This is a genomic window from bacterium, from assembly GCA_016702305.1.
Lineage (GTDB): Bacteria > Electryoneota > RPQS01 > RPQS01 > RPQS01 > JABWCQ01.
Window position 1 is genome coordinate 387,458 of the sequence record JADJEH010000001.1, and the last position, 17,640, is coordinate 405,097.

Below are 17,640 nucleotides of genomic sequence, written 5' to 3' on the forward strand. Positions count from 1 at the left end.
CTGATTTCTAATCTCAAGTTCCTAATTTCTAATCTCCGCTTCCCAACGTGGCCGGTCTAAAAACAATTAAGCGACGCATCTCGAGCGTCAAGTCAACGCAGCAGGTCACCCGCGTCATGAAAATGGTCGCCGCGGCCAAACTGCGTCGCGCGCAAGAGGCTATGATGAATGCGCGCCCCTACTCGCTGACGCTGCGCGATGCCATTCGCGACTTGTCGTCGCACGTAGACCGCTCGTCGCACCCGCTGCTCGCCGTGCGCGAAGTGGATCATGTCGGCATCATCGTCGTTACTGGCGACCGTGGCTTGGCCGGCAGTTTTAACGTCAATATCCTCAAACGCGCCCAGCAACTGATGCGCGAAAATGCCCAGCATCAGGTGCACCTCGTGACCGTCGGCAAGAAAGGCAGCGAGTTCTTCACCCGCCGCGGCGCTGACGTCACCACCCGCATGTCCGGCTTCTTTAACAATCTCGATTTCAACCATGCCGTAACGCTCGGCGATAGCGTCATCGCGCAGTATCTCAACAGCACGATGGACCGCGTCTATATCGTCTACAACGAGTTCAAATCGGTCATCTCCCAGCGCGTCGTCGTCGAGCAGTTGCTGCCCATCGAACCCGATCACGGCGACCACACCAGCGGCCCCGAAATTATTTTCGAGCCCACTCAGATTGAAATCCTGAACACGATACTGCCCAAATACGTCAACGTCCAGCTCTGGCGCATCCTGCTCGAGTCCTTTGCCTCTGAAATGGCCGCGCGAATGACCGCGATGGAAAATGCGACCAAGAACGCCGGCGAATTGATTGATTCGCTGACGCTAACGTACAACAAGGCCCGCCAATCCTCGATCACCGGCGAAATCCTCGAAATCGTCGCCGGTGCCGAAGGTCTGAAGTAACGCCTTCCACGCTCTTAGCTCGCCGAGCGGGGATTTAGCGTAGCGGTTCCCCGCCTGGATCCCAGGAAAATGTTCCTCCCGTTCTTTGACCGCGACTCCAGCGCGCGCTATTTGGCGGATCTCATCGCTGATGCCGATCCGCCGATGCAATCGCTTTCGCTGATTGGTCCGCGCGCCGCCGATCTCGCACCACGTGTAAAATCACTACGGCCGGACCTAAGCGTTAACGTCGGCGACACGGCGGCCGATGTCGTCGTCTCCTTCGACGCGATTCATCTGCTTCCCGCGTCCACTCGCACGAAGGCAGTCCAGGGCATCGCCGCGCTCGCGGGTCGTGAAATCATCATCGCCTGTCCGCTCGGGACAGACCTGCAACTCACAATCATGCGCAGCTTGGTTAAGCTCGCGCGAGAGCATGGAGTGCCGGTTCCAGACGACTTGAACTTGCCGTTACAACACGGACTGCCCACGCCGCCTGATGCCGCTGGATGGGCCCACGGTGTTTCCGATCTTGATCTGTTCTATGCCGGGGATGTCGCCTTCTTTCAGGATTGCGCCACCCGCCACTTGGCTGGTGCTGCTTTGCCTGCCTGGCGACGCACCCTTTTGAAGTTCGCCGCGCCCGACGTTTCTTCCGTCGCCGAACAACCGCTCCCTCCCGAAACGGTTCCCATGCGACGGCATCGCCGCTTATTCTTGATTCTACGCAAAAGGTAAACTACCGTGCCAATGTATGCGCGCCGCCGCGTCTCCATCTTTGTGGATGGCGCGAACATGTTCTACACGCAGAAGAAGGGCCTCGGCTGGTTCTTCGATCCGGCAAAACTGCTCAAAGTCCTGCGTGGCGATGACGAGCTGACGGATGCTTACTGGTACATGGGCCTCAAACAGCCGCCCGATCCGCGCGACGAAAATTTCGTCCGCTTTCTCTCTTATGCGGGCTACGTTGTTCGCACCAAAGGTCTTAAGACCATCTATGACAGCGAAACCGGCGAGACCACGCAAAAAGCCAATCTCGACGTCGAAATCGTCATGGATATGTTTAATACCATCGAGAACTTCGACAAAGCGATTCTGCTCTCCGGCGACGGTGACTTCGAACGTGCCCTGGAACTCCTGCGCTCACGTGGCCGCCAAATCTGCGTCGTCTCAACCCAAAACTGGATCGCCGCCGAATTGCGTCAGGCCATCGGGTCGCACTTCATTGACCTGCAGGACCTCCGCGTGCAAATCGAGCGCACCGCCCCTGAACCGCATCACCATCGTGAACGCGGAACAGCCGCGCCGACGGGTGGTGCCGCCGACCTGTCCTCCGGCGGCCAATGACCGACGCACTCGCCGGGCGCGATGCCCTCGCCGCGGCGATTCTCGCATCGCTTGACCGCTGGCGCGATCAGCTCGAACAATCCGAGTTGCATCTCGCCGACTGCGAACAGTTGCTCTCTGAATATTCCGCCGAAGAATCCGCACGCCTGATCGAACTCGGTAATGCCGCAGCCGATGCCCTCGTATCTAGCCCCGAGTCCGCCGTCGAGATCACCCTCCGGCTCTCGGGTTCAGCCGTGGATGCCGCCCGCGCACTCGCCATCGTCTTGATTGCCCGCGTCGGCATCTTCAATCCGCGCACGTGGACGTCGCTCGTGAAACACATGGCCGACGATGCCGCAACCGGCGTGCGCGACCTGTTGCCTTTGATCTTTGATGCTCGTCCTGAACTTTCCGGATGGAGCGAACTGCACGCCGACTTCGTCTTGTCGCTGCTCGAAGAATGGCGGGAAGACGCAAGCTATCGCGTGCGCCGCGTCGTCGCTAGGGCCCTGTGCGGCTACGGATCACAATCCCCGGCACAAGCCGAGCGCGTCATCAAACTGCTCGCGCCGCTCTATGAAGATTCTGCCGAGTTCGTGCGCCGCAATGTCGTCTCCGCACTGCGCGAAATCGGCCGCGGCCAGCCTGACGTCGTCCTGAGTTTCCTCGAAGCCCGCGCGGATATCAAGTCCGCATACGACAAAGAGCTCATTCCGCTCGCCCTCGAAGGCGCCTTTGCTCGCAAACGCCCCGACTGGCGCAGTGAAATTCTCGCCAAACTGTAGCGCGATAACTCTCGCCGAACCGGGATTCAGAACGCTGCGCGGGTCCCTTTCCCATTTTTGATTTCAAATTTCTAATTTCAGCATACCCTCTCCGATGAAAAACGGTACCATCAAGCAGATTATCGGCGTCGTGATTGACGTCGAATTCCCCGAGAACGACCTGCCGCCGCTCTACTCCGCGCTCACCGTGGACAAGAGCGGACAAACGGTTACTCTCGAAGTGCAGCAGCACCTCGGCGACAACACCGTGCGCGCTGTCTCCATGGACCCGACCGAAGGCCTCACGCGCGGAATGGCCGTGGTCAACACCGGACAGCCTATCGCCGTGCCCGTCGGCGCGCCCGTCCTGGGCCGCATTCTAAACGTCACCGGCGCGCCCGTGGACGAACTGGGCCCGGTCGTTTCGGAGAAGCGCCTGCCGATTCACCGCGCCGCGCCCAAGATGACTGAGCTCAACACCCGCGCCGAAATGCTCGAAACCGGCATCAAAGTCATTGACCTTATCCAGCCCTTCGCCAAGGGCGGTAAGATCGGTCTCTTCGGTGGCGCCGGCGTCGGCAAGACCGTTATCGTGCAGGAGCTCATCAATAACATCGCCAAAGAACACTCGGGTCTGTCCGTGTTCGCCGGCGTCGGAGAGCGTACCCGCGAAGGCAACGACCTTTTGCGCGAATTCGTTGAGTCCGGTGTCGTCTCCTACGGCAAGAACTTCGATGTCCACTCCTTTGACATCAAAGGCGTTGACAAAAATGCGCTGAAGGATTCCAAAGTTGCCATGGTCTTCGGTCAGATGAATGAGCCGCCCGGCTCGCGTTCGCGCGTCGCCTTGACCGGTCTCACCATGGCCGAGTATTTCCGCGACGAAGAAGGCCGCGACGTGCTGCTCTTCATTGACAACATCTTCCGTTTCACGCAGGCCGGTTCCGAAGTCTCCGCGCTCTTGGGTCGTATGCCGTCCGCCGTGGGCTATCAGCCCACGCTCGCGACGGAAATGGGCGCCCTGCAAGAGCGCATCACCTCGACGAACAAGGGCTCGATCACCTCGGTTCAGGCCGTCTACGTCCCCGCCGACGACTTGACCGACCCCGCGCCCGCCACGACCTTTTTGCACCTTGACGCAACCACCGTGCTCTCGCGCCAAATCGCCGAGCTCGGTATCTACCCCGCTGTGGATCCGCTCGACTCGACGTCTCGAATCCTTGATCCGTTCGTCGTTGGGCAGGAACACTACGACGTCGCCCGCGGTGTGCAGTCCACGCTCCAGCGTTACAAAGACTTGCAGGACATCATCGCCATTCTCGGTATGGACGAACTCTCCGACGACGACAAGCGCGTCGTCGAACGCGCCCGCAAGATTCAGCGTTTCCTGTCCCAGCCGTTCCACGTTGCCGAAGCCTTCACCGGCCGCCCCGGCGTCTATGTGAAGATCGCCGACACCATCAAGGCCTTCAAGGGCATCTTGAACGGCGACTATGATCACATCGGCGAGCAGAGCTTCTACATGTGCGGCGGGATCGAAGACGTGCTCCGCAATCACGAAGCCGCGCAAAAGTAAATCATGGCCACGACTTTTCATGTCGAGCTGATCACGCCCGAAAAGCATCTTTTCTCGGGTGAAGTCGTGCACGTCCGCGCCCCCGGCGCGGGCGGTGACTTCGGTGTGCTCGCCAATCACGCGCCTATGGTCGCCGGGTTGGGGGCGGGCCGCTTGCAGATTGATTTCACCGGTCACAAAGAAGAGTACGCCATTAGCGGCGGCTACTTCACCGTGGAAAACAACAAAGCGATTATCCTCGCTGAAACCTGCACGCGCAAAGAGGATATCAATCTCGAGCAGGCGCGCCTGCAAAAGACCGAAGCGCACAAACGCCTCGAGTCCGCCGCCACGCCTGCCGAACGAGAAGAGGCCCGCGCCGCCGTTCAGCGCGCCAGCGCATTGGTCACCGTCGCCGAACACAAACACGGCTAACAAGTAATATAGTTCGCAATGCAAACGGCCCGCGCAAGCGGGCCGTTCCTTTCACTTTTCGCGGCGGCCCGCTGGTGCCATCCCGCGTGACCAGTACCTCCGCCGCACCCAGGCTGCCCTGTTGTGTCTGGTAAATAGGATCCTGGCTGTCGAAACTCCCGTCTCTAAGCTGCCACGCCACAGGATTGACTCCAGGGCTTTGGCCACCCATCTGCCGTTAGCGCCCCATTCGACGACACGGCCGGGACGGTTAGCGCACACCCAGCCCCAATAACCGTGGAGCCCTCGGCCCCAAATTGCCATCGCCGTGTCGCAAACTCAAAATCCTAGTTTGTGCCGGCCCCGACCTAAATGGCACCATAACATAGTCCCGAGGTTCGTTGCCTGTTGCATTCTCGCGGCGGCACCCGCTACGGGTGCCCCGATCCCCGAGCGTGAGTCGATCCCCAACCGCCCGTCCATGCCATATACTATGCAATATTTCCCGGTGCAAGTCAAGCGCCCAGCCAAGCCGCCTGACCGCTGGCCCGGCTCTTGCCCTGAGAAGTGCGGATAACTCAGGAGAGTCCGACCGTGCTTCACAAATCTTCGATGTTCCTCACGCTAATTTGCGCCGCACTTTGCCTGAATGCGCCGCGCGCTGCTGCCGAATTGCAACCATTGTTGCAAACTGCACGCATTCTGCTCGATCAGCCGGTGCCCGACGTCGTCCAACTGCAATCGCTCGACGAACAATTGCGCGACGCGATTGCGCAAAATGCCGACGAACGTTTCCACGACTCAACCTGTCACACCATCGCCCTGATCGCCCGAGCGGTTTCTGCCGACCCGCAAAGCCACCAATGGGCGCTCGACCTGACGCTCGCCGATCCCGCCGCGCCGTGGGTGCGTTATGCATTGCCGTTCATCTGGCCGCAAACCGACGACCCAATAGCCAAGCTAAACGTCGCCGATAAGCTGCTCGACCAATGCGGACACCATCCGCGCGACCTCTGGGCCAACGATCTGAAAGCCGCGCTGTGCCGGGCTTATGCTTCTGAGCAAATGTGGACTCCGGCGGCCTTTCTCGGCGAGCAACTTCTGCGCGAAAACTATCCGTTTGCTCCGGGAGATCAACTTTTCCTGGCCAATTGTTTCTTGCGCAGCAACCGCGAAGAACAGGCGCGCGAAGTGCTTTATGCGTTGAGCGCCGAAACCGCGCCCAACAGTCCGCAAGCGGTGCGAGGCGCGGTCGAACTCGGTTTGATCGAGCAGGTGCTGCGGCGCGACATTCAATCGAAATTGCAGTTCGAGACCGCCTGGCAGGTCTGGCAGAAAAACCGCAAGAAGCACGGCTTCAGCGATTCGCTTGTCAGCAACGCCGCGGCGCGCGCGCGCTGGGAGCTCCTGCAATTTGATTTCGCCGCGCTCGAGAAGACTCTCAATGTCTCGCTCGAATGGCAGGCGCGCGAAGCCGTAAAGTGGTGCGAAGCGCTCGAAGGCGACGCGCTGAGCCTGCTGCCGCTCGCGCCGGGCTATGAAACTGCCGTGACGCTATTCAACGGCCGGGTGTACCGGCTTGAAGCCGATGCGCTAATCCGGTTGGGCATGTACTCTTCGCGGCCTGAAGATTCAGGCTCACGCGAACGTTTTCTGCAGAACGCGCTGGACGCCTATGCGCAGGCGGGGGATCTGTTCGTCCTGGCCGCGCAGCGCGACGTCCGGCCTGTGCCCGAACTGTCGCCGAATCACTGGTCGTCCCGCGAACAGGACTTCGCTGTGGAAGCACGCCAGTCCACTTACGATCTTTACAACCATGTCGCCGCGCAAGTCGAACGCTGGTCGGAGTCGTTGTGGTACGACACGCCGCTGCGCAGTCTTGGCGAGAATGGTTACTCGCAGCGCTTTGACGCGATTGTGCACGACGCGTTTCCGGTCTTGCAGACGGCGGTCAACTATCGCGTGCAGGCGTGGCGCTATGCGCAGAATACGCGCGGCCTGAAGAAGGGCGACACAAGCGTCGCGGCGCTCTATCAGGATTTGCACAAGCCGCTGTCGGAATTGCGACGGTTGTGCGGCAGTCAATGGCAGTCGGTGGCGGCCAACGCGACGCAGATTGCGCGCACCCTGTCGGTAACCGCGAATCCGGACGCGGTCGCTTCGATGTCCGAGCATCTCATTGCGCAGGTGTCGGAAGCGAAGAAGTTGGCGGCTGAATCGTCGGTCGCGCTTGATGTGCTTTATGCGCCGCTGTTCCACGCGGTGGCGGACCGGGACAGTCTGCATATTCTGGCGGAGCACAAGTTGGCGCTCGACCGCGAATATGCGGGGCTGAACCGCACGCTGCACGAGACGCTTGATCTTTCGACGCATTCTCTGGATCGCCGCGATCCGCAGGCGGCATCGCTTCGCTCGCAGCTCTATAAAATCAGCAGCCGCGCCGCCGATGAAGAACTCAATGTCCTCGAATCCGGTTACGCGTGGGCACAATCGTTAGGCTTTGTTGCCCAAGGAGGCAATGAACTCTACGCTCGCCTATCCGAACGCGACCCCGGTAAATACCCCTTACGAGGCGGTGTCTGGCAAGCAGGTCGCTGACCGACGCGCACGCACCACGCAAAGCACTGCGCGGCGGCTCAAACGAGTCGCCGCGCCGCTTTTGGTCTCTTTTCTCTGTGTTCATAAATTATCTTGGCCAGCCTAAACAGTAGCTTAGGGAAATAGTCGCGATTCCCGCTTGCACTTGGCGGGCATATAGTCGTTATTGATTGTACAGCGTCATTTGGACGCTTCGCTGGCCCCGTCACGAGACGTTTGGTTTGTATCATTCTTCTTCGGCTTCGCGATGGTCAATTATGTGGCAGAATTCGGGGACCATCCCCAAGTCCGGAAAGGATCACAAAATGGTAAACATCTACGTCGGCAATCTCGCCTTCGATTTGACGGAAACCGATCTCAGAAACATGTTCGAAGCCCACGGTAAGGTGGAGAAGGCAAGTTTGGTCATGGATCGCATGAGTGGCGGCAGCAAAGGCTTTGGCTTTGTGGAAATGTCCAATGACAAAGAAGGCTCGGCCGCAATCTCCGCGTTGAACAATTTGGAAATGCGCGGCCGCAACCTGACCGTCAACGAAGCCAAGCCCAAAGGCGACCGCCCCGCCCGCTACTAACCCAGCGCCAGCGTGAACGCTGGACCCAGTGCCGCTGGCGCGTGACGCGTCAGGTGTAGGGGCGGATGGCATCCGCCCGCATGATTCAAAACACTGACAAAAAGCCCCGGACCAAATTGGTTCGGGGCTTTCTCTTTTCTTACGCAAGTGAAAAACTACCACCGCGATGGTATAGAAGGGGCTTCACACCTATTGGGCCCTTCGGCGCGTTGACTTCGTATCGTGTCGCTCGGCAGGTTGATTCGGCTCGGGCGGAAGTCTGAACGCCGAAAACTGACCGTCAATTCTCTGCGTGATCTGGTAGAACCGCGATACAGGTGCGGTCGGATTCTCAGTATCCGTGTAAGTCCGCAAAGTCGTCGAATCAATCACAGCATACGGTCCGTTCGTACTTGCCGCCCGATGGATGTAGTACATTGAACTGCTGTCCGATTGCCAGTTGAGCAGGGGTGGGTTGGCAGGTAGGATCGTAAGGAGCGGCAGCACAGTAAAGGTGTCCACTATCATAGAGCCCCAGACACCGCGCTCATCCTCGAAGCGGACTGCGATCCAGTATTTGCCCCCGGGAATGTGTTCAATGCTGTCCGTGATCGTTTCAAACGCACTATCCCAGTTACCGTCCGTTGGAAGCGGAATCGGCACACCGGCACCCGGGCCCGGATCGTAGTTTAGGAAATACTCGGCAGCAACCAGCGTGTTCCCCGCAGCCGCTTGAATCGGGGAGACGACATAAAATAGTCGCGCTTCCGACGGCCCCCAAACATCGCGGTTATCCTTGAATCGAATCCCGACTTGATGCAAACCGACACTGAGCGCATTGAACGGCAAATCCACATCCACAATGGGCGACGCACCAGACTCGACAGCTATGCTTGTCCCGTTCCCTGCACCCGGATCCGTGTCAAGCCAGTATTCCGCGGCCACGATGTCATTGGCTGTGGTATTCCCAAGAACGTAAAACAGGCGCACTTCACTCGAGCCCCAAATATTCCGGTCATCCTTGAATCGCACGCCCAATGCGTGAAGACCAATGCCAAGCGCTTCAAACGGCAGGCTGACGGCAATATTGGGTGACGGTCCCGGTGCCACTATGAACGGCGATCCGTTTCCCGCGCCGGGATCAGAATCAAGCCAATACTCGCCAGCGGTAACATTGACGGCCTCGGCATTCGAAAGGACATAGAACAAGCGCACTTCATTGAGCCCCAGATATTCCGGTCATCCTTGAACCGCACACCCAAGGTGTGCAGACCAATGCCAAGCGCTTCAAACGGCAGGCTCACGGCAATATTCGGGGATGGTCCTGGTGTGACGGTAAACGTTGTTCCGTTTCCGGCACCGGGATCTGTGTCAAGCCAGTACTCACCGGCACTGACATCTGTGGCAATGGTCCCCGCGAGTACATAGTAAAGCCGCACTTCGGATGAACTCCATAGGTTCCGGTCATCGCGAAACCTCGTGCCGATGGTGTGTAAACCAATCGGCAAGGCGCTGGCATCAACAGTCCCCGAGAACGTGGGCTCACTTCCCGGGACAACCGTCAGCGGATTACCGTTCCCTGCGCCGGGATCCGTGTCAATCCAATACTCACCGAGTTAATCTGTTGCGCCCATGCTGCCGAGGCAACAAACAGAAGAGTAAACAAAACGCGCCGCATCAGTACCCCGCACCAATTCTGCCGGTTGCTTGAATTGGCAACTGTTGGCCTGCGGTCATAGAGGAAGGCACATCAAACGCTATCGTAAATGGATAGTTCGGTGCACCGCCATCCACATGCGGTGTCGGGCCGCCGTAGATACCCATGTCGGAACGTGAGCCATCTACTAAGTCAAGTATTGCAGGATCACCTGCGTCAATACACGGAGAACCGGCGGCAAGTTGGAGATCACTAACGCCGTAAATGTAGTTGGCCGTTTCGTCGTAGTTCACAAAGGGATCACCCGTAAGCAAAATGCCGTTTGCACCCGGAGGTGCGATTGTGGATGACGCGTTGTACGACCAGCCCGTACCGCCCCCCGGGAAGGTGCCCCATGTCGGACTGGACTTCCAATCATACGCAACTACATTTCGAATCACTAGAGAAAGCGGATTATGGAAATCCAAGAACACGTTCCAACCAACTGCGCAAGAGTTCTCCATTGAGAATGACTGAGGAGTACCGGTAGCAACGTAGTTGTTACTTCCTACCGACGATGGCGACGTCAAAGGCAATTGGCAACTTCCACTTCATCACCTTGAAAGTTGAACGCAACCCCGATGCCAGATGGGCGGGATTCAAAAATGCAACTTTCGATTTTCAGATGTCCTCCCGCAGTTGCGTTCCGGTAGATACAATAAGTATATACGGAATTGCCGGTGTATTGGTTAATCACATAGCACCGCCGGATGCTAATCAGATCAACCGATCCGGCCAAATTCAGTACGCCCCCGCTGCTGTTACTATTTATGAACCCAAGCCCTCGACTCTAGTCCCACTTGATCCAGCATTGAGAATCAGGCGTCCATTAACCGTACAAATAACATACCCCGCACCCAACCAATGCAAACTCTTCGTGGACGTGATCGTCTCCGAATAGACTCCAGGCGAAATCAACAGAGTGTCTCCATTGACTGCCGCAGTATATGCCGCGCTCAAGGTCGTGTAAATCTGATTCAACCCCACGCGCCGGATGCCCGCTGAGGCGTCGCTGGAACAAAGTGCAACTACAAACAAGATTAGTGCGTAGACTCTTAGCCGTTTCATGGATTCTCCATTGTGATAATAGTGGTGTCCCGTGCCGATGCCAAGTTCCATCTTAGCAAGAAAAATACGCGAATTCAAGCATTTTTGAGTCCAAATAAATATGGATAAGTTAAGTACACTAAGATCGCTGTGAGAATAATGTTAATCAGAGCCTTTCAACAAGAACCGCTGGAGCTTCGGGAGGACGTTCAGCTATGCTATTCCCCCAAGTTGATTTTCCCCCAAAATTCCCCCATATTACCTCCGAACGCATGACCTGCGCCGCCTCTGGGCGGCGCTGTTATTTCCATAACACGCCTTAACTTATGACCTCCCGTACCCATACCTGCGGAGCACTCCGCAAAGCCGACGACGGCCAAAAAATCGTCCTGCAAGGCTGGGTCGCCCGCGCCCGCGACCTCGGGGGACTCGTCTTCATTGACCTGCGCGACCGCTACGGCAAGACCCAAGTCGTCGTCGAGCCCGAACAGGCCGCCGTCATCGCCACCGCGCACGAACTCAAAAACGAGTGGGTCATCGAGGTTCACGGGACCGTGCGCACGCGCCCGGAAGGCATGCGCAACAGCGACCTGCCCACTGGCGAAATCGAAGTCGTCGCCACCGGGATTGAAGTCCTGAACCGCTGCCCCGAACTCCCGTTCCAAATCGAATCGCACGACAAAGCGTCCGACGAGATTCGCCTGAAATACCGCTACCTCGACCTGCGCCGCAACGAGCTGCAAGAAGTGCTCATCCTGCGTCACAAAGTCGCCAACATCGCGCGTAACCACTTCAGCGAATTGGGCTACATCGAAGTCGAAACGCCGATCTTGGTCAAGAGCACACCCGAAGGTGCGCGCGACTATGTCGTCCCCTCGCGCGTCTTCCCGCATCAGTTCTACGCGCTCCCGCAGTCGCCGCAAATCTACAAACAGATTCTGATGGTCGCGGGCTTCGACAAGTATTTCCAAATCTGCAAATGCTTCCGCGATGAAGACCTGCGCAGCGACCGCCAGCCCGAGTTCACCCAAATTGACGTGGAGATTTCCTTTGCAACGCGCGACATCGTCTTCAACGTCGTCGAAGAACTCTGGGTCAAAATCCTCCGCGACGTTTGGGGTGTGGACCTGCCGATTCCGCTGCCACGCTTGGCCTACAATGACTGCCTCGAGCACTACGGTTCCGATAAGCCCGACCTGCGCTACGATCTGAAATTCGAGAACCTCACCGAAGTCGTCAAGAGCACCGAGTTCCGCGTCATTCGCGGCGCACTCGATGAGGGTGGCGTCGTCTACGGTTTGCGCGTACCCGGTCAAGGTGAAATTTCGCGCAAGCAAATCGGCGAAGTAGAAGAACTCGCCAAAGCCAGCGGCCTCGGCGGCATTCTTGCCTGTGAAGATCGGCGCCGAAGGTTTCAGCGGTGTGCTCGCGGGTAAAGTCGAAGATGCAACGCTGAAAGAGATCGCCGCAAAACTCAAAGGTCAGGCAGGCGATTTGTTGTTACTCGGAGTGGGGAAGAAGAGCCAACTCCTGAAAGGCCTCGGCGTTCTCCGCATCAAACTCGCCGAGTATTTCAAGCTTTTCGATCCCGCCGACCATCGCAAAGTCTCGATGTTCTGGGTCGTGGATTTCCCGCTCTTCGAAAAAGACGAAGAGACCGGCGAAGTCTCACCCGCGCATCACCCCTTCACCGGATTTCATCCCGACGACGCGCACAAGCTCGACAGCGAGCCGTGGAACGTCCGCAGCACGTCCTACGATTTGGTGATGAATGGCAATGAACTGCTCTCCGGTTCGATTCGTATTCACGACCCCGAAATCCAGGCCAAAATCTTCCAAATGCTCGGCATTTCCGACGAAGAAGCCAAGATGCGTTTCGGCTTCCTCGTGGATGCCCTGAAGTACGGCGCGCCGCCCATGGGAGGCTTTGCCTTAGGCTTCGACCGGATGATCATGGTCCTGACCAACCGCCCCATCCGGGACGTCATTGCCTTCCCGAAGACGACGCTGGCGCAATCCCTGATGGATGGCTGTCCCTCGCCGGTAGATCCTAAGCTCTTGTCAGACTTGAAGATCGGCCTAACGGGGACGCCCGGCCGGTAGAGCGTTAAGCCTGGGGATGGGGGGCCATTTCTGTTGCGCAACTCATACATTTACAGTATCCTAACCGAACTGGCGCGCGCTGGAGAAATAATATTCCGGCGCGCGTTTTATTGACAAGAGGCCTGTTTTTTGTTACCTTTAATCAGGTGGACCGTTGTATGAAGGGAAATTTCGGGAATTTTTCGCCCGCACTGAGTGGATAAGCCCAAACAGATATTGGATCGAGTGTGATTAGGGTACCTCCGTGGGCGCATGCGCCACACGCGAGGTATTTTTTGTGCGATGAACCAAAGGAGATGAACTCTGAGCCACCGACCATTGGCCGCTGATCCGCAGAGCCCGCAGGATTTCATCGAGATCGTCGAACTCCCCGTTGAGGAGGGAGTCCTGCGGCCGTTCCTGGGTCCCAACGATGACAACCTGCGCTACCTGCAGCGCCACATTGCTTCGAAAGTAACAGCGCGGCGCGAAAAGGTGTTGATTCGCGGCACGCAGAACGACAACCTTGAAGCCGTCGAGATTATCATGGAACTCGTCGGCATCACGCGCAAAAACGGACAGCTGCAGCGCGGCGATATTGACCGCATTCTGAATCTCAACGGCAGCGCCGCGGCGCGCGAACTGCACGCCGATACGGATGCGCCGTTTGCCGCGATGTTCCGCGCGGGCGACCGCGCTTTTAAGCCGCGCACGAGCGGACAAAACGAGTATTGGGAAGCGATCCAGCGCAACGACATCACGTTTGCCTTCGGACCGGCGGGAACCGGCAAGACGTTTATCGCCGTGGTCTGCGCCGTGCAGATGTTTCAAGCCGGGAAGTTCGACCGCATCGTGCTGGTGCGGCCAGTTGTGGAAGCAGGCGAGAGCCTGGGCTTCCTGCCGGGCGACGTGCGCGAAAAAGTTGATCCATATTTCCGACCCTTGTACGACGCGCTGATGAAGATGATTCCCGGCGACCGGCTGCGCAAACTGCTCGACCGGCAGATCATCGAAATCGCGCCGCTGGCGTACATGCGCGGACGCACACTCGACAATGCGTTTCTGATTATGGACGAAGCGCAGAACACGACAGCCGGACAGATGAAGATGTTTCTGACGCGTTTGGGCGAAGGCTCGAAGGCCGTTATCACCGGCGATCTGACGCAGATTGACCTGCCGCGCCGAAATGAAAGCGGCTTATTGGGCATCGAACACATCCTGCTGAACATCGAAGGCATCGAATTCGTTAAATTGAAAAACTCCGACGTCGTGCGCCATCCGCTCGTGGCGCGCATCGTGGGAGCGTATGACCGTTTTCTGAAGCCGAACACTGACGCGAGCGGCGTCGCAACCTCCGAACAAGGCGAAGCTCTCGGCCGATTGCCGGAACATCCGCGCACTCCGTCGTCCTCCACCTCCGATGACTGATCAACCTCCCCCGCGCAGGCGCGCGCGAGGCACTCTCGAATTCTATTCTGAGATTCCCCGCGCGCGCGTGCGCAAACAGTACGCGCTGGACTGCGCCGGCAGCGCCACGCGCCGCATCACCCAATCCGTCGGCACTATTCGATTCGTGCTTGTGAATGATCGCAGGATGGCGAAGCTCCATCGCGATTTTCTCAGTACACCGGGTACGACCGACGTTATTACCTTCAACCTCACCGATCCCGGCGCGGCGCTGGAAGGCGAGATCTACATCTGTCTCGATCAGGCTCGACGGCAGGCGCGCCAGTATCGCGTGCCGCTGTACCAGGAGATCGCGCGGCTGGCGACGCATGGCGTCTTGCATTTGGCGGGGCTCGATGACGCAACGCCGCGAGAGCGCGCCGCGATGCGCAAGCTCGAAGACCGCGCGCTCGGACTGCGAGGCCGAACATGATTGACGCCTACGTGTTGTGGAGTGTCGTCGTATTCTTCCTGCTGCAAATTGTGGCGGCGTTCTTCTCGCTGGCTGAGACCGCGCTGCTGTCGCTGACGCGCTCCCAGATTAGCGAAATCAAGGAGCTGGCGGAAGAAAACGTGCATGCCGCGCGGCTCGACAGGCTGCTCGGTGATCCGCGCCGGTTCCTGATTTTCATTTTGGCGGGCAACACGGTTGTGAACGTGCTGTCGGCCACCGTGGCGGCTTTGGCGACATCGCATATCCTTGAGGGAAACAGCGACCTTGAATGGATCATCTACGTCGTCCAGGGCGTGGCCGTGGCGGCGGTGCTGCTGATCATGGGCGAGATTCTGCCGAAATTCACGGCCGTGCGCAATCCTTACGCTTGGTCGCTGCGTATCGCCACGCCGCTGGCGTTCTTCAACACGCTTCTGTGGCCGGTCACGGCGCTGATGGTGCCGGTGGCGGAGTGGGTGGCGCGCGCGTTAGGAGTCGAGAAAAAGAAGTTGTGGATCTCGGAAGAAGAGATCAAGACGCTGTTGGAAGTCGGCGAAGAGCGCGGCACGCTTGAAAAGGCCGAGCGCGACATGATCCATTCAATTTTTGAATTGGGCGAGATCACGGTGCGCGAAATCATGGTCCCGCGCACCGATATGATTGCGATTGACGTGTCGAGTCCGTTGACCAAAGTTCTGGACGTCTCGCGCACGAGCGGCCATTCGCGTCTGCCGGTATTCGAGGAGCGGATTGACAACGTCATCGGTATTCTGCACGTCAAGGACCTAATGCAATTCTATCCGTTTGACAAAGAGGTGGATTTGCGCAAGGTCCTGCGGCCCGCGCAGTTTGTGCCGGAGGCCAAGACGATTGACGAGCTGCTCAAGCAGTTTCAAGAGCAGCGGATTCACATGTCCATCGCGGTGGACGAATACGGCGGCACGGCGGGGCTGGTGACACTCGAAGACGTGATTGAAGAAATCGTCGGCGAGATACAGGACGAGCACGACGCCGAACGCGCGCTGTGGACGCGGATTGATGAAGAGACCGTGCTGATTGACGCGAAGGTGGACGTGGAGACGGTCAACGAGGTGCTGGGTGAGGACGTGATTCCGATTGACGACGACTTTGACACGCTGGGCGGATTCTTGTTATCCGAACTCGGCGATTTCCCGCTGGCGCAGACGCGCATCGAATTTCACAACTATGAGTTCGTGGTCGAAGAGGTGCGCCACCATCGGTTGGGCCGCATCCGCGTGATCCGACGCACGGCCATCGAAGATACAGACGCATGACGATAAAAGAGAGAATCGGCTGGAAGCTCCTGCAGTGGCGCAAGCATGAGCCGCCCGACGGGCGCATATCGCTGCCGCACGCCGCGAAGGATGCGCGCTCGGCGTGTATTATTCTGCCCGCCAATTTCGACGACTTTGACGTCGTGCGCACGATTCTGCCTGAGCTGCTGATCCGCCTGATTGACGCGAAGACGACGATCTGGGTGCGGGAAAATTTCCGCAGTTGGCTGATCATCAACGAATCGTGCACCGTGATCAACTATGATCCGGCCGATGCGACGCGGTTTGGTTTGCCGGACGCGGGGACGCTGCGGCATGCGCGGGCCCAGGAGTTCGATCTGTTGCTGGATTTATCGCTGACGCCGGACCTGTACGTCGCGGCGCTGGTCAACGAAGCGCGTGCGACGACTAAGGTCGCGCTGGCGCATCCGAACACGCAGAGCCTCTACAATCTGTTGGTCGAGAGCCAATCGGAAGACCGCGGGCGGCGAGTGCTGGCGCTGTTGAATTATTTGTAAGCAGGGGAGAGGGGGCACCCGCAGCGGGTGCCGCCGCGGGAAAACATGCGGTGCCTGTTTCGCATGCTGCGCTTATCATCTTGTTTTTGTTCGGTTTTCGGAAGATCCATGCGGTCTCTTCTTTGACGACGATTCCCAATGTTTGATCTCCTAAACTTGGCTGCCGGATTATCCAATTGGGTTCATGCCGCGACATCCACAAAAGCAAACTTTTGTTGACGCTTGTGTCGTGGGCTTCGTGATTTCGTTTACCCCTGTAAGTTGAGTACCATGGTTGGCTTAAACGATTCAATTGAAGTCCGCGCCCGCGTTGTCAACGCAAGTTCAAGCCCTCTCGTAATCACGAGTTTGAACATTGAGTCATGGTTCCGCTGTGCAGTTTTCGAAATTGGCGACAAGATTGAAACGTCCATTCCACTTGCGAGTGCGCCATTTGTCAATTGGCGCGTCCGTCGTTGGCAGGACATTGAAGGCGAATTGGGTCGCCCCGATACAATCAAAGCCGACCAAGAGTACATGATGATCCTCGACGTCTGGGACGTCCCCGAAGGAAAGTACCAACTCGGCATTCTCGGTACCGATTCGGTGCCGTCGTGGTTCGACGTCATGCCGTCGAGCGGATTCTATCATCTTTTGCCCGCGCAAGACCTCGCCGACTCGATCAATGCCTGGGCGACCATCGCCGAGCGCGTCATGGCGGATGGCAATCCCGGAGGTGCCGCGCAGTGGCTTGATTCGATCTTTACCCACGACAGCAAGTCACTGGTCGGCTACTACCAACAAGCGAAGTACTGTTGGGCCAAAGAGGACAGCGTCAACACCGTCGCCTCTTTTGATTCCGTGCTGCAACGCATCAAGAACTGGGACGACCCCGCGCTGCCAGACACAACCGACCCGATCTACGACAACATATATCTGAAGTGGAAACACTTCATGCACGACCTGACCACCCGCGAACGAGAGATCTACATCAATTGCCCGGAGTTGAGGTAGACGAGGCCGCCCTTCGTCCCCCTGATTCCGCAGCCGGA

Annotated in this window: 15 protein-coding genes and 1 pseudogene; 14 read left to right on the forward strand and 2 right to left on the reverse strand. The window is 58.0% G+C overall.

The genetic code is table 11. The features are described 5' to 3' along the window. Window positions 1–47: 47 nt before the first annotated feature. The 8 genes from atpG to IPH10_01600 all read left to right on the forward strand — a co-directional run bounded on the left by atpG (window position 48) and on the right by IPH10_01600 (window position 8,113). Entirely contained in the window at window positions 48–902 is an 855-nt protein-coding gene (gene atpG, locus IPH10_01565) for an ATP synthase F1 subunit gamma (GenBank protein MBK6909616.1), read from the forward strand. A gap of 69 nt (window positions 903–971) precedes the next feature. Further along, complete coding sequence (locus IPH10_01570; protein ID MBK6909617.1) at window positions 972–1,619, forward strand: hypothetical protein; 648 nt, start codon at window positions 972–974, stop codon at window positions 1,617–1,619. A gap of 12 nt (window positions 1,620–1,631) precedes the next feature. Next, on the forward strand, window positions 1,632–2,228 hold the full coding sequence (locus IPH10_01575) for an NYN domain-containing protein (GenBank protein MBK6909618.1): 597 nt from the start codon (window positions 1,632–1,634) through the stop codon (window positions 2,226–2,228). Next, window positions 2,225–2,995, forward strand: coding sequence for a HEAT repeat domain-containing protein (locus IPH10_01580; protein ID MBK6909619.1), 771 nt, complete (start codon window positions 2,225–2,227; stop codon window positions 2,993–2,995). The genes IPH10_01575 and IPH10_01580 overlap by 4 nt, the downstream gene beginning before the upstream one ends. 94 nt (window positions 2,996–3,089) lie before the next feature. Continuing rightward, entirely contained in the window at window positions 3,090–4,550 is a 1,461-nt protein-coding gene (atpD, locus tag IPH10_01585) for a F0F1 ATP synthase subunit beta (protein ID MBK6909620.1), read from the forward strand. 3 nt (window positions 4,551–4,553) lie between these two features. Beyond that, window positions 4,554–4,964, forward strand: a complete 411-nt coding sequence (gene atpC / locus IPH10_01590) for an ATP synthase F1 subunit epsilon (protein ID MBK6909621.1) — start codon at window positions 4,554–4,556, stop codon at window positions 4,962–4,964. Between the two features lie 573 nt (window positions 4,965–5,537). Next, window positions 5,538–7,541 (forward strand): hypothetical protein, encoded by a 2,004-nt coding sequence (locus IPH10_01595; GenBank protein MBK6909622.1) that lies wholly within the window; start codon window positions 5,538–5,540, stop codon window positions 7,539–7,541. 305 nt (window positions 7,542–7,846) lie between these two features. Further along, entirely contained in the window at window positions 7,847–8,113 is a 267-nt protein-coding gene (locus tag IPH10_01600) for an RNA-binding protein (GenBank protein ID MBK6909623.1), read from the forward strand. Between the two features lie 189 nt (window positions 8,114–8,302). On the opposite strand, the gene IPH10_01605 is transcribed toward IPH10_01600, so the two are convergent. Continuing rightward, the gene (locus IPH10_01605; GenBank protein MBK6909624.1) at window positions 8,303–9,301 is read right to left on the reverse strand and encodes a hypothetical protein; all 999 of its coding nucleotides are present in this window, start codon (window positions 9,299–9,301) and stop codon (window positions 8,303–8,305) included. 468 nt (window positions 9,302–9,769) lie between these two features. After that, window positions 9,770–10,189: a hypothetical protein gene (locus tag IPH10_01610; GenBank protein MBK6909625.1), complete on the reverse strand. Its 420-nt coding sequence runs from the start codon at window positions 10,187–10,189 to the stop codon at window positions 9,770–9,772. 972 nt (window positions 10,190–11,161) lie between these two features. Here IPH10_01610 and aspS point away from each other — a divergent pair. The 6 genes and pseudogenes from aspS to IPH10_01640 all read left to right on the forward strand — a co-directional run bounded on the left by aspS (window position 11,162) and on the right by IPH10_01640 (window position 17,602). Beyond that, window positions 11,162–12,938 (forward strand): annotated as a pseudogene (gene aspS / locus IPH10_01615) (aspartate--tRNA ligase). A 525-nt stretch (window positions 12,939–13,463) separates the two neighbouring features. After that, a complete protein-coding gene (locus IPH10_01620; GenBank protein MBK6909626.1) occupies window positions 13,464–14,345 on the forward strand; it encodes a PhoH family protein in 882 nt (293 codons plus the stop codon). After that, on the forward strand, window positions 14,338–14,796 hold the full coding sequence (gene ybeY / locus IPH10_01625; GenBank protein MBK6909627.1) for an rRNA maturation RNase YbeY: 459 nt from the start codon (window positions 14,338–14,340) through the stop codon (window positions 14,794–14,796). The genes IPH10_01620 and ybeY overlap by 8 nt, the downstream gene beginning before the upstream one ends. Then, window positions 14,793–16,091, forward strand: a complete 1,299-nt coding sequence (locus IPH10_01630) for an HlyC/CorC family transporter (GenBank protein MBK6909628.1) — start codon at window positions 14,793–14,795, stop codon at window positions 16,089–16,091. The genes ybeY and IPH10_01630 overlap by 4 nt, the downstream gene beginning before the upstream one ends. Next, window positions 16,088–16,609: a hypothetical protein gene (locus tag IPH10_01635; GenBank protein MBK6909629.1), complete on the forward strand. Its 522-nt coding sequence runs from the start codon at window positions 16,088–16,090 to the stop codon at window positions 16,607–16,609. Before IPH10_01630 ends, IPH10_01635 begins: the two co-directional genes overlap by 4 nt. A 261-nt stretch (window positions 16,610–16,870) precedes the next feature. Beyond that, a complete protein-coding gene (locus IPH10_01640) occupies window positions 16,871–17,602 on the forward strand; it encodes a hypothetical protein (GenBank protein MBK6909630.1) in 732 nt (243 codons plus the stop codon). The last annotated feature ends 38 nt before the right edge of the window (window positions 17,603–17,640 follow it).

Bases quoted from the DNA above. Each gene is read 5' to 3' on its own strand.
- IPH10_01630 (MBK6909628.1), top strand. From the start codon at position 14,793: ATGATTGACGCCTACGTGTTGTGGAGTGTCGTCGTATTCTTCCTGCTG.
- atpC (MBK6909621.1), top strand. From the start codon at position 4,554: ATGGCCACGACTTTTCATGTCGAGCTGATCACGCCCGAAAAGCATCTT.
- IPH10_01575 (MBK6909618.1), top strand. From the start codon at position 1,632: ATGTATGCGCGCCGCCGCGTCTCCATCTTTGTGGATGGCGCGAACATG.
- atpD (MBK6909620.1), top strand. From the start codon at position 3,090: ATGAAAAACGGTACCATCAAGCAGATTATCGGCGTCGTGATTGACGTC.
- ybeY (MBK6909627.1), top strand. From the start codon at position 14,338: ATGACTGATCAACCTCCCCCGCGCAGGCGCGCGCGAGGCACTCTCGAA.
- IPH10_01580 (MBK6909619.1), top strand. From the start codon at position 2,225: ATGACCGACGCACTCGCCGGGCGCGATGCCCTCGCCGCGGCGATTCTC.
- IPH10_01600 (MBK6909623.1), top strand. From the start codon at position 7,847: ATGGTAAACATCTACGTCGGCAATCTCGCCTTCGATTTGACGGAAACC.
- IPH10_01620 (MBK6909626.1), top strand. From the start codon at position 13,464: ATGGAACTCGTCGGCATCACGCGCAAAAACGGACAGCTGCAGCGCGGC.
- IPH10_01570 (MBK6909617.1), top strand. From the start codon at position 972: ATGTTCCTCCCGTTCTTTGACCGCGACTCCAGCGCGCGCTATTTGGCG.
- IPH10_01635 (MBK6909629.1), top strand. From the start codon at position 16,088: ATGACGATAAAAGAGAGAATCGGCTGGAAGCTCCTGCAGTGGCGCAAG.